General features: G+C 38.2%; 11 protein-coding genes. All 11 read left to right on the forward strand.

Annotated elements, in window-relative coordinates; all coding sequences use genetic code 11:
- Positions 1-320 precede the first annotated feature (320 nt).
- The 11 genes from BWI92_RS20375 (at position 321) to BWI92_RS20425 (ending at position 13,346) form a co-directional block, all read left to right on the forward strand.
- Positions 321-1,508 (forward strand): acyltransferase, encoded by a 1,188-nt coding sequence (locus BWI92_RS20375; protein WP_095166268.1) that lies wholly within the window; start codon positions 321-323, stop codon positions 1,506-1,508.
- 22 nt (positions 1,509-1,530) lie between these two features.
- Entirely contained in the window at positions 1,531-2,781 is a 1,251-nt protein-coding gene (locus BWI92_RS20380) for a hypothetical protein (RefSeq protein ID WP_095166270.1), read from the forward strand.
- A 131-nt stretch (positions 2,782-2,912) separates the two neighbouring features.
- The gene (locus BWI92_RS20385; RefSeq protein WP_095166272.1) at positions 2,913-4,292 is read left to right on the forward strand and encodes a DEAD/DEAH box helicase; all 1,380 of its coding nucleotides are present in this window, start codon (positions 2,913-2,915) and stop codon (positions 4,290-4,292) included.
- Between the two features lie 172 nt (positions 4,293-4,464).
- Entirely contained in the window at positions 4,465-5,199 is a 735-nt protein-coding gene (locus BWI92_RS20390) for a hypothetical protein (RefSeq protein ID WP_141234853.1), read from the forward strand.
- Positions 5,200-5,465: 266 nt separating this feature from the next.
- Positions 5,466-6,959, forward strand: a complete 1,494-nt coding sequence (gene glpK / locus BWI92_RS20395) for a glycerol kinase GlpK (protein ID WP_095166276.1) — start codon at positions 5,466-5,468, stop codon at positions 6,957-6,959.
- A gap of 165 nt (positions 6,960-7,124) precedes the next feature.
- The gene (locus BWI92_RS20400; protein ID WP_095166421.1) at positions 7,125-8,153 is read left to right on the forward strand and encodes a hypothetical protein; all 1,029 of its coding nucleotides are present in this window, start codon (positions 7,125-7,127) and stop codon (positions 8,151-8,153) included.
- 159 nt (positions 8,154-8,312) lie between these two features.
- Positions 8,313-9,554: an Nramp family divalent metal transporter gene (locus BWI92_RS20405; RefSeq protein ID WP_095166278.1), complete on the forward strand. Its 1,242-nt coding sequence runs from the start codon at positions 8,313-8,315 to the stop codon at positions 9,552-9,554.
- Between the two features lie 34 nt (positions 9,555-9,588).
- A complete protein-coding gene (locus BWI92_RS20410; RefSeq protein WP_095166280.1) occupies positions 9,589-9,840 on the forward strand; it encodes a VF530 family DNA-binding protein in 252 nt (83 codons plus the stop codon).
- Complete coding sequence (locus tag BWI92_RS20415; protein ID WP_095166282.1) at positions 9,827-10,738, forward strand: RluA family pseudouridine synthase; 912 nt, start codon at positions 9,827-9,829, stop codon at positions 10,736-10,738. The genes BWI92_RS20410 and BWI92_RS20415 overlap by 14 nt, the downstream gene beginning before the upstream one ends.
- 171 nt (positions 10,739-10,909) lie before the next feature.
- Complete coding sequence (locus BWI92_RS20420) at positions 10,910-11,236, forward strand: RNA-binding protein (RefSeq protein WP_095166284.1); 327 nt, start codon at positions 10,910-10,912, stop codon at positions 11,234-11,236.
- Positions 11,237-11,591: 355 nt separating this feature from the next.
- A complete protein-coding gene (locus BWI92_RS20425) occupies positions 11,592-13,346 on the forward strand; it encodes a family 43 glycosylhydrolase (RefSeq protein ID WP_095166286.1) in 1,755 nt (584 codons plus the stop codon).
- The last annotated feature ends 14 nt before the right edge of the window (positions 13,347-13,360 follow it).

Raw genomic sequence — 13,360 nt, forward strand, 5'->3', positions numbered from 1 at the left:
GAGTTTAGGCAACAGGCACTAGGCAAAGAGTCTTAAAATGTTTTTTATTACCCACAGCCATGCTTTTTTCCAAAGCCCATCGCCGAAAGCCGTTACCTGAAAGCCCAAAGCATAATCTTAAGTTTTATTTTGCCCACTAACTTAATTACCCCAGCGAGAGGCAATAATATGTCTCTCGCTTTTTTGTAGCAAAAGCCCTTCCCTAAATAATTCAATCCTTCGTTTGTGATTAGCTAGAGAAGCTATAATTTTGCAAACCTTATCCAAAGGCAAATGGTCGGCTAAGTAGTTGACTTTAAAGTTGCAAAAATTACAACTTCATGGCTAAAAATCGCTTATCAGAATCAGTTTCGGCATCGACATCAGTACCTAACACGGAAAAATCCAAATCAGTATATTTCCCTAATCTTAATGGAGTACGGTTTATTGCGGCTTTTAGTGTGTTGGTACACCATATCGAGCAAGCAAAAGCTGCTTTTGGTTTGCCCAATTTATATTCCAATCATATCATCAAACACGCAGGAAAACAGGGCGTTGGCTTATTCTTTGTCTTGAGTGGTTTTTTGATTACCTATTTGTTGCTTAGTGAAAAAAGCAAAAACAATAGTATCAATATCAAGAACTTCTATGTTCGTCGTGTGCTTCGTATATGGCCTATTTATTACATTATTGTACTTTTAGGCACCTTGGTGTTACCTCATTTCAAACTTTTCTATTGGCAATCTGCTGCGGAGGTATTAAGCAATGCAGAGGCTTTTTGGCCTCGACTGTCATTGCTAATGATGATTTTGCCTAACCTTAGCTTTATTTTTTACGAGCTACCCTATCTCTGTTCACAAACTTGGTCGATTGGTGTCGAAGAGCAATTCTATTACCTTTGGCCTTGGTTGATTCGTGCTAATTCGTGGAAATCCAGATTAGGGATTATTGCTATTTTTATATTAGGTACAGCCTCTATCTTCTTGATTTACTTTTTCTTTTTTACCAATAATACCATCGACGAATTGCCTAAATATGTATTTTTCTTTTTTAGTCAATTTCGTATTATGATGATGGTTATGGGTGGAATAGGAGCTTATTTGGTCTTTACCAAACATTCAATTCTAGCATTTCTATTTCAGAGAAAAGTACAATTTGTCGTATATGGTATTTTACTGACAATTATTATCTCAGGCTACGAGTTTAAGGGAATAAATCTTGAATTATTAAGTGTTTTCTTCTGCTATTTTATCGTTAATGTTGCCGTAAACCCTCAGTCGATTATAAATCTTGAGCAATCAGTGGTTTCTTATTTGGGTAAGATTTCCTACGGACTTTACATCTATCATATTGCTATCAACGTTGCTATTATGAACCTTTTACAGCCTTATCAACAAACATGGTCGCTGGGTGTGTATAACTTGGTCATGTATGGGCTAACCATCGGTTTGACGATTGCGGTAGCAAGTTTATCTTTCCACTTTTTAGAACAAAAACTATTAGCTTTGAAGGTGAAGTTTAGTCACTAGTCCTTAGAGCAAATCATATCTTATGCCAATTATCGGAGTATTTATTGCTAAGCTTATTGCGATGGGCTTGGCGTTTGTTGCCCAGTATATTTTATGGAAAAAATATGCAAGCTTTCAAACATGGCTCACTCAAAATCAAATAGGAGTAGTTAGTGCTTTGGTAGTTTTAACACGTATTATTCCATTTATTTTAGTCTTTGTGATTCTCAAAGAAGAACCACGAGGCGATGTTCCCTTCTTTTATTACAAGGCCTCTCATGCGGTGCATCTCGATTTGGTTTATCGTGATTTTTGGTCATTTCATGCCCCCATTTTTTCCTATATTATTGCTTTGCCTTTATTGATTGTCGATCATGCTAGCTCAATTGTTGCTTTGATGATGGTGGGAGAGTTAATTTGTGTGTGGTTGACTTACAAGCATTATAAAACTGTATCATCGGAGGCTTATGCCAAACTGCTTCATTATTTGATGTTGCCAGCGCCTATTATTATATGTTTGTTAGGTGGCCAAGAAGATATTTGGTTGTGGGGTTTTGCTTTGGGAGCCTTAATGATTTGGAAAAAATCCAACAGCGATTTTCGTATGGGATTGATGTTTGCCTTGTCATTACTTTGTTTAAAAGTAACTGTGGCGTTTTTCTTATTCCCGCTGTTTTTCTTGATTAAAGATAAATTTAAGTTTATCCTGAGTATGGCTGTGGTTGGCATTCCAAGTTTGGCTTTGCTCTATTACTTAGTTGGTTGGGATTTTTTGATGTTGATTAAACATACCGAAGACCCATATTCTCCCAACTTATTTTCTGTTTTGCGTCCTTTGATTGGTGCTAGTGTCAATATCACCAAAATGAACTGGCTGGGGCTTGGGCTATTTTTGCCACTAGCCACATGGATTGGTTTTAGTGTTAGAAATAAGTCTTTCGTACAAGCATTTCCCTTGTTATTTATTCTAACTTATGGTTTGATGCAGTTGTTTTTGCCAAGTGCGATGGCGTATTATATGTTTATTTACTTAGTCATCATTGTATTTGAGTTGTGGCAACATAAAGATGGTAAATTCTTGTTTGTTTTGTTGTTGCTCAACTTCCTCCTGATTGTCGAACCATTTGTATATGTGTATCACAACAATCCAGTTTTTGATAGTTTTGCAAAATTATCGAATGCGGGTTATGCCTTAGAATATCTTCTGCAATGGGCATTTGTAATAACCCTTATCTATGTGTTGCAAGTGTGTTATTTACGCCTAAAAGCTTTGCCAGAAGTTGCTCAGAAATAGACGATTAATCAGATAGTTTCTGAAAAAACTGGGTGATGGCAAGACTTTTCCGTAACTTTGCAGTTCACAAAAAAATTGGCTGAGGCGAGCGACAAAAGAAAAACAGCTTGCGAATCAGTAAGTTACAAGTTATGACTTTCGAAGAATTTGATTTAAATAGACAATTACTCAATGCCATTGCCGATGCTGGATACGAGACTCCAAGTCCGATTCAGGAACAGGCTATTCCATTGGTAATGTCAGGGCATGATGTATTAGGAATCGCACAAACGGGTACAGGCAAAACAGCAGCGTATTTGTTGCCAATTTTGATGAAAATCAAATACGCCCAAGGTATGCACCCACGCGTATTGATATTGGCACCCACCCGTGAATTGGTGATGCAGATAGATGCTACTATCACTCAATTGGCGACTTATACGGATATTCGCCACGTGGCAATTTATGGAGGGTTAGGTCCTAAAACACAGATAGAAACTATTAAAGCAGGTGTTGACATTTTGGTAGCTACACCAGGGCGCTTTATGGATATTTACCTCAAGGGCGAGTTGGTGGTAAAAGAACTTAAAACCCTCGTGCTTGACGAAGCCGACAAAATGATGGATATGGGTTTTATGCCACAAATTCGTGGTATTTTGGAGGTAATACCTTCTAAAAAACGCCAAAATCTATTGTTTTCTGCCACATTCCCACCACGAGTAGAAAACCTGTCGCATGAGTTTTTGGAGTTTCCCAAAAAAGTAGAAGTAAGTCCACAGGCTACAACAGCCGAAATGGTCAATCAGATATTGTATGAACTACCAAACTTCAAAACCAAAATCAATCTGTTAGGCTCGTTAATGACCGATTCGGAGCGTTTCAATCGTGTGATTGTTTTTTGTAGAAGTAAAGAAGTAGCAGATAATATCTTTAAATTTTTAGCCAGAAAAGTCGTTCCTGAAGAAAGAATCCGAGTGATTCATGCCAACAAGGGGCAAAATACCCGTATCAATTCAATGGATGATTTCCGTGAAGGAAATATTCAGGTATTGGTAGCCACCGACGTAGCGGCAAGAGGAATTGATATTCAGATGGTAAGTCACGTTATCAATTTTGACGTTCCTATCATTTATGAAGATTATGTACACCGAATTGGTCGTACAGGTCGTGCCAATCAAACGGGTGAGGCGATTACCTTCATGACCATTGCCGAAGAATATCATATCAAGAAGATTGAGAAAATCATCAAGATGCAGATTCCTCGTTATGAGCTACCAGAAGGCTTAACTATAGAGCAGACGCCATTTATCGAAAATCAAGAAATGCTTCGTGAAATAGATGCTCAACGTAAGAAGGAAGACCCAACTTTTAAAGGAGCTTTTCACGAGAAAAAAGATATTAAAGTAAAGAGTAAAGAAAAGCAGGAACGCCAAAAGAAAAAGATCGTAGCAGGAGGTAAAGGACCTAAAAATGGTAGTTTTGGTGCGAAGGCAGGAGGGAGTTCTTCAAGAAGAAATACAAAGCGTAGATAATAAACTGGTATTCTATGCGTTAAAATAAGGAGCGACACACTAGTGTAGTTCCTTATTTTTTTGTAATTTGGAATAAAATCTCAGCAGAGACCTAATTACATTTCATCTAAAAGGCTAAATTAGAAAGCTCGAAATTTTATTTTTTTGATAGAGAGTGCGTTTACCACCACTTATGAGAAAGTTACTTTATTTTTTCATTTTGAGTTCGACCGTTCAGGCTTTTGCCCAAACAGAAGTAGCTCAATTAGCTAGCTCGAGGCAGATTACTAAGAAAGAAACTGCCAATCTCGACAGCCAGGATGTCCGTTATTTACCCCTTTTTGGAAGTAGAGAAACCTTACAAAAGCAACTCGTTAAGAATGCCGACTTTGTAGAGCAATGTATTACGAACTTTTCGACTAAAGAAGAAGCTAGTAAGTTTTTTGCCGAACGTGGTTGGGAGTATTTGAGTGAAGGTCTATTGGATACTGCTACTTATCGCTTTAATCTTGCTTATTTGCTCAATCCGAATAATATGGATGTGTACTGGGGCTTAGGTTCGATTAGTTACCAACGAAACAACTTCGAGCAATCAGCGGTATTTTTGAGGAAAGGCTTATCCCTTTCACCTGATAATACCGTGTTGATGGTAGACGTGGCAACGGTTCAAATTGCTTGTTTTAAAGAAAAGAAAGATTGTAATGATATTGACGATGCTTTGGCTTTGTTAGAAAAATCAGTAAAACTAGATTCGACTAATGCCAATGCTTGGCTCAAATATTCTATTGCAGAGTTTCAGTTAGAACATTATGACAAAGCGTGGGATTATCTCCACAAATGCCGAGTACTGGATTTGAGCTTTGTCGATTTGAATTATGTGCAAGAATTAATGGCCAAAAAAGAAGACCCTGTGGGCTTTTTTAAATAATATCAACAAAACACCACAAAAAAGCCTAGTTACAATGAGTAGCTAGCTTTTTTGTGTGCTTTAATTCCTTGAAATTGATTGTGTGCAAGATTTAATATGACTATTTTGTGAAAAAATAAGCAAACTATCTCCCATATATTATAATCAATAATGCAAGATTGTTTTGAGGACTTTGGTATAAAGTGAAAAGATATTCGTAAAAATAGCTTTTGAGAATTGTATCAATAGACTACGTTACAATGTTGCCCTAAATCCTAACAATAACTATGCAATACATAGGATCAATTGACCAAGGTACAACAAGTACGCGATTTATTATTTTTGACAAACAAGGTAATATGATTTCGGTTGGTCAAAAAGAACATGCACAGATTTACCCACAAGCAGGATGGGTAGAGCACGATGCAACCGAAATTTGGCAAAACACACAAGAAGTCATTGGTTTGGCTTTGGGTAAGGCTAATTTGTCCCCTCAGGATTTAGCTGCTGTGGGTATTACTAACCAGCGTGAGACTACTGTTATTTGGAATAAACATACTGGCGAACCTTATTATAATGCCTTAGTTTGGCAAGATACCCGTGTCGGAAATACTGTAGCAGAATTGGAAGCATCGAGAGGCTCAAACTGTTTTAGAGAAAAAACAGGTTTGCCGCTAGCTACCTATTTTAGTGGTTTGAAAATCAAGTGGTTGTTGGATAATGTAGAGGGGCTTCGTGAAGCAGCACAAAATGGAGAAGCCATTTTTGGCAATATGGATACTTATGTAATCTGGAATTTGACAGGTGGAACCGATGGCGGTATCCATGTCACAGATGTAACCAATGCCAGCCGTACCCAATTGATGAACCTCCACACCATGCAATGGGACGATGAAATATTAGAGATTTTAGATATTCCTAAGCAAATATTACCAGAAATTCGCTCAAGTAGCGAAGTATATGCCGAGGCTAAGGGACTATTAGTAGGGGTTCCAGTTGCAGGAGATTTGGGCGACCAGCAAGCTGCCTTGGTTGGACAAACCTGCTTTGCGGCTGGCGAAGCCAAAAATACTTATGGAACGGGATGTTTTATGCTACTCAATACTGGTACAACACCCACTCCTTCGACTCATGGATTATTAACAACAGTAGCTTATCAGTTTGGAAAAGAACCTGTCCATTATGCCTTGGAAGGTTCGGTGGCGATTACGGGAGCTTTGGTACAATGGTTAAGAGATAATTTAGGAATTATTGAGAAAAGCTCAGATATAGAAGACCTTGCTAAATCAGTGGAAGATAACGGCGGATGTTACTTTGTTCCAGCGTTTTCGGGTTTATATGCCCCCTATTGGAAAGCTGACGCTCGTGGTATTATCGCAGGTTTGACACGCTATGTCAACAAAGGACATATTGCCCGTGCAGCCTTGGAAGCGACAGCATTTCAAACATTGGAAGTATTGGAATCCATGGAAAAAGATGCCAAAATTGAAATATCATCATTACGTGTTGATGGGGGAATGGTCGTAAACGAAATGCTGATGCAGTTTCAATCAGATATGTTGGATGTACCCGTTGTATGTCCTGCCATGATCGAAACCACTGCTTTGGGTGCTGCCTATGCGGCAGGTTTGGCGGTAGGATACTGGCAAGATTTGAATGATTTAAAGCAAAACTGGGGTATAGCTCATACTTGGACTCCAGATATGCCGTCAGAACAACGAGAAAAACTATATCATTACTGGAAAAAAGCGGTTACGCGTAGTTTTGAATGGGAAGAGTAAAATAAGGAAAGGGTTTTAAAAAGGATTCAGCCTATCATTTGGCCAACTATCTTTATTTTTAACCGAAAAAACTAAAAGCTTTGCCAAACGATTTTGTATCTTGTAGTATTGCAAAACCATATTGGGCAACAAGCTCATATTTTTCAAAATCAAAACCTTATTCCTATGCAACGTCTTACAGTAGCTGGTAGATTGATTATCACAGCCCTTGTAGTAGCGGCTTTTTATTTTGGATTCTCTAAGTTGGGAGGACAGGAGTTACTCAAAAAATTCAAAACAACAGATTCGACTCAAACAGCATCGACAACTTCTAGTACTTTGCCTGCCGAAGAAAATAGTTCGAGCGAAGCAAGTAGTAATAGTAACGATGAGGCTACCTCAACGACCAAAGCCTCTTTTGACTATACAGCACCTGTACCGATTGCTGGCAAGCTCAAAGGCGTGGTAGAATTGGGAGCTAGCGGATTCAACTCATTTATTGTTCGTATCGACAAAGACAAGAACTGGAAGCTTGAAAAAGCAGAATTTGGTAATAGCCTTGTAACTGAGAATATGGCAACCGATGAAGATGTACGAACTGGTTTGAAAAAGTACATTGGAGGTATGCTAGATTATGGCGTTGGAGGTAAAGAAATTCATTTTGTCGTTAGTTCTGGAGCCATAAAAGCGGAGGTAACCCAAAAAATTATCAAAGCACTCAAGTCTCTTAACTATTACGTAAATACTGTAACTCCAGAGCAAGAAGGTGTACTTGGATTGAAAGTTGTACAACCCAAAGAATTTGCTGATAATTCATTTGTAGTTGATATTGGTTCTGGCAATACCAAGATTTCGTGGCATGAAGGCTCTGCTATTCGTTCTCTAGAATCGTATGGCGCGAAGTACTTTCAAAATAGTATCGATGATGAAACTGTAGCCAAAGAAATATCGGCAAAGTCAAAACAAATTCCTTCTGCAAACCGTGAAACTTGCTTTATCATTGGTGGTGTGCCGTTCGAATTGGCTAAAGCGGTTCGCAAAGGAAATGAGCGTTATACTGTTTTAGATGCTCCTTCGGCTTATAAACTAGACAATGCAAAGTCAAAAGCTGGTTTGAATATCTATAAGTCTGTGGCAGAAACAACAGGGTGTAAGAAATTTATATTTGACTGGGATGCCAACTTTACCATCGGTTTCTTGTTGAATTTACCATAATTCAACATTCTTTAAGCCTTTGACAATCTTTACTTCTAATATTAAGGTCGACTTTTTTAGTCGACCTTTTTGTTTTATTTAAAAACTTAATCAAAGAGATTTTCTCGAAAGATATTTTATAAATTACCGTACTATCTGAGACATTTAATACAAAACCCAATGACGACCTTTAAGAAAAAAATAATCTCATTTTGGAAAGTTCTAGGCCCAGGTTTAATCACAGGTGCAAGCGATGATGATCCTTCTGGTATTGCAACATACTCACAAGCGGGAGCACAATTTGGCACTAAATTGCTGTGGACAGCCATTGTAACTTATCCGCTCATGGTATCTATTCAAGAAATGTGTGCCAGAATTGGTTTGGTGGCAGGAAAAGGACTTATGGGGACTATCAAAAAATACTATCCTCCTTACATTTTATACCTGATTTTACTGGTCAGTATTCCTTCTATCATTCTTAATATTGGGGCAGATATTGCAGGAATGGGAGCGGTCGGGCATTTGATTTTTCCTGAAATACCTGTTTTTATTTGCTCGATTAGTTTTACGACCTTACTTATACTTGGCATTGTCTTTTTATCTTATCGTCGTATTGCTATGATTCTCAAATGGCTCTGTATAGTGCTGTTTAGCTATATCGCGATTCCCTTTATGTTAAAAATCAATTGGTTAGCAGTTTTGCATGACACCTTAATTCCTAAAATTGAATATTCATCCGACTATTTTGTTGCCTTGGTAGGTATTTTAGGAACTACTATTTCTCCGTATTTATTCTTTTGGCAAGCCTCCATGGAAGTCGAAGAAATCCAACAACGTCATTTGGTTGTAGACAAACGGGTAATTCATTCTATGCAAAGCGATGTGCGTTGGGGAATGCTATTGACCAATGTAGTTTTCTTTTTTATCATTCTTACAACAGGTGTAGTATTGTATCAAGCAGGCATTTTTCATGTAGATACTGTGGAAGAAGCCGCCCGTGCCTTACAACCTTTGGCTGGAGACAATGCCTATTTGTTGTTTGCGGTTGGTGTAATTGGTACAGGTTTGTTGGCGGTGCCTGTGCTTTCAGGGGCCTTGAGCTATATGATTGCGGAGGCTTTTGATTGGCAAGAAGGTTTAGATAAAAAATTTCATGAAGCAAAGGGTTTTTATATTACACTAATCGTTTCGATGCTTGTTGGACTTTTTGTCAATATTATAGGAATTAGTCCTATCAAAGCCTTGATTTATACCGCGGTTTTATACGGGATGATTGCCCCCATTTTGATTGCTATTATTTTGCATATCAGTAATAACAAAACGATTATGAGACGATTTGTCAATACTCGATTGGATAACCTAATGGGAGCACTTACCATGTTGGTTATGACATTAGCAGCTGTAGCATTAGTAATGTTGTAAGGCGATTCGCTAAAATATTCATACCTTTGTACTTATGAATCAGCAAGTAAATAATCCCTTACATGGCATCACGCTCGAAATGATCATTAATCATTTGGTGGCTTATTATGGCTGGAGTCAATTGGGGCAACTCATTGAAATACGCTGTTTTAATTTTGAACCAAGTGTAAAATCGAGTTTGAAGTTTTTGCGTAAAACGCCATGGGCTAGACAAAAAGTCGAGGAGTTGTATATAAAAACTGTCAGAGAGATTGAGCGTAAAAGTAATGTCCATGAAACCAAATAAATGGAGTCCCAAACCTGAGGGTACTCCTTCAAAATCTTCGGAGGCAAAATTTCAGGTAACCGAAAATACCGAATTGATGGTGTTCCTGATTGCCAAGATGCCACATAAAAGTAGAATCAATATCAAGAGTCTTCTTCGTGACAAACAAGTATTAGTCGATGGCAAAGCCATTTCTCAATTTAACCACCCTTTGGTGGCAGGGCAGGAAGTTCAAATTAAGGCTTTGAAATCACATCAAGAAAAACCTTACAAAGGACTTAATGTTATTTTTGAAGACCAATATTTGATTGTTATCAACAAAGAAGCAGGTTTGTTGTCGATTGCAACTGATCGTGAAAAGGACCAAACGGCCTACTCAATTTTGAGTGATCACGTCAAAAAAGAGAACCCCACGAATCGTATCTTTATCGTACATCGCCTCGACCGCGAAACTTCTGGCGTAATGATTTATGCCAAAAGCGAAAAGATTCAAAAGCTTTTGCAAGAATCTTGGCACGAAACTAAGGAGCGTGTTTATGCAGCGGTAGTAGAAGGGCAGTTGAAATACCCCTATGGAACGGTAGAATCGTATTTGGTAGAAAGTAAAGCCTATATTGTGTATTCGTCACAAAATCCTAATAACGGACAAAAAGCCGTTACACATTACGAAACCATTAAGTCCAATAGCAATTATTCACTTGTAAAAGTGAAGTTGGAAACAGGTCGTAAAAACCAAGTAAGAGTTCACATGCAAGATCTCGGTCACCCAGTGATTGGCGATGCCAAATACGGATCAAAAGTAAATCCTATCAAAAGATTGGGCTTACACGCATGGGAATTGAACTTTATTCATCCTGTAACAAAAGAAGTTTTTAATTTTCAAACACCACTACCAGGAAAGTTTAAGGCGCTGTTTTAATATGCTTTAGGCGGGCAAAATTAAATGATTGGGTTTTTGGCAGTCAGCTATGGGCACATGGCAAAAATATTTCTCATGAAATAGTAGAAGGTTTTCTGCCTAATGCAGCCAACCTAAGTCTTATTTTGCCCACTAACTTAATTTTTTTTAACGTAAAATCATTCAAAACAAATGGATATATATGTAAGCAGTCTTCCTTTTAAGTTGAAGGAAGCGGGTTTGAAAGCCCTTTTTGAAACTCATGGAGAGGTTGAATCTGTAAAAATTATTATTGATAAAATCACTCGTCAAAGTAAAGGCTTTGGGTTTGTAATAATGCCCAACGAGGAGGAAGCCAAAGCGGCTATCGCTGCGCTTCATGGAAGTGAACTTGATGGAAGAATTTTGATTGTCAGTGAATCTCAACAAAAGTTTCAATCGAGCGTGAAGGATTCTAAATCAAAGAAAACTTCAAGTGCCTACTTTAAAGGTATTGGTAAAAGCTACAGAAAGAAATAATAAGTATTAGTGCAAAATAAGATTTAAGTGATGTGTTTAGGCACAAGGCAAAGAGTGTTAAAATGTTTTTTATTACCCATCGCCATGCTTTTTTCAAAACCCACCGCCGAAAGCCGATACCTGAAAGCCCCAATTTATTTTGCCCACTGCTTATAGCATAAAGCGTATTAATGAAATATGCCAATATAGTAAGAGCACTCGTTTAGGGATAATACCTTGGACGAGTGCTCTTTCATGTTATAGTTAAGTTCATTCCACTGGAGGCATTTATTCTGCCCCGATTCTTGAGCTGAAATTTTTTTACCTAAAAAAATCCTACATTTGATTTGAATTTTTATAAACTCAAATTGAATATATGAAAAAATCCCTTTTAAGCTTCTTACTGTCTTGTTTATCAATAGCCTTATTGGCTCAAAATAAGCAGGCTACGTACTGTAATCCTATCGACATTGGCTATCGCTACAACTTCGAGCAAATGAACGAAGGTATTTCGTACCGTTCGGGTGCTGACCCTGTAATTGTTACGCACAAAAACGAATACTATTTGTTCGTAACTATTTCTGGAGGCTGGTGGCATTCCAAAGATTTAGTCAATTGGAACTATGTTGTTCCCGACAAATGGCCTATGGAAGATATGTGCGCACCAGCAGCAGTTTCGGTGCGAGATACCTTGTATTTGTTCCAGTCGACTTTTCAACAACGCCCTATTTTTTATTCGACCGAGCCCGAAAAAGGAAAACTCAAATTCCTCAATCGTTGGTTGCCTCAACTACCCAAAGATATTGGTCCTTGGGATCCAGCTCTTTTTCATGATCCCGATACCGATAAATGGTATATGTATTGGGGCTCTTCCAATGTGTATCCTATTTTCGGAGCAGAGCTAGATAAAAGTCGAAACTTGACTTATAAAGACAAAACCGATTATAAACCCTTGATATTTTTAGACCAATACCAGCACGGCTGGGAGCGTTTTGGTCCAGACCATTCCGATATGATTAAGCCATTTATTGAAGGAGCTTGGATGACCAAGCATAATGGGAAGTATTACCTTCAGTATGCAGGGCCTGGGACAGAATATAATGTTTATGGCAATGGTACTTATGTTGGAGATAATCCGCTTGGGCCATTTACCTATGCATCTTATAATCCAATTTCTTACCGCCCCGGGGGCTATATGACAGGAGCAGGACATGGGAATACTTTTCAAGATGTTTATGGAAACTACTGGAATACTGGTACACCATGGTTGGCAGTAAACTGGCCAATGGAACGACGTATTTCGATGTTCCCTGCAGGCTTTGACAAAGAAGGACAAATGTATTCGAATACTCGTTTTGGAGATTGGCCTCATTATTTGCCAACAGGAAAATGGGACAATCGTGATGCCCTTTTTACAGGTTGGATGCTTCTTTCCTATAAAAAACCCGTAACAGTTTCTTCTCAGCAAGATACCATTCATGTAGCTAAAAATCTGACTGATGAAGGACGACAAAGTTTTTGGGTTGCTAAACAAAACAAAGCAGGCGAATGGGCAAGTATTGATTTAGGAAGAGAATCAGAAGTAAGAGCATTGCAGGTAAATTATATTGACTACAAAAACAATGTCTTCGATTCTGATTCGAGTGTGTATACTTTATTCAAAATTTGGGGTTCAAAAGATGGAAAAAAATGGGAGTTATTGCGTGACCTTACCAAAGAGCCTAAACGAGATAGACCATGTGCCTATATCGAGCTAGAAAAACCATATAGAGGTCGTTTTATCAAATATGAACACGTATATGTAAAAGCTCAAAATCTTGCCATTGGCGAAATCCGTGTATTTGGGAATGGCCTCGGACAAGCACCAACGACACCTCAAAAACTAGTAGCAAAACGTCAAAAAGATGAACGAAATGTGGATATTTCTTGGGAAAAAGTACCCAATGCCGTAGGGTATAATATTCGTTGGGGAATAGAAAAAGATAAGCTGTATCAAACCTATCAGGTATATGCCGACCAACCAACATCTTTGCAAATCAGAGCGTTGAATTTGGGACAGAAATACTACTATGCCATAGAAGCATTTAATGAAAATGGAGTTTCTACACTCAGTGGCGTGGTTGGAGAATAGTTTTTCTATTTTCA

The sequence above is a fragment of the Flectobacillus sp. BAB-3569 genome (assembly GCF_002270355.1).
Taxonomy (GTDB): domain Bacteria; phylum Bacteroidota; class Bacteroidia; order Cytophagales; family Spirosomataceae; genus Flectobacillus; species Flectobacillus roseus.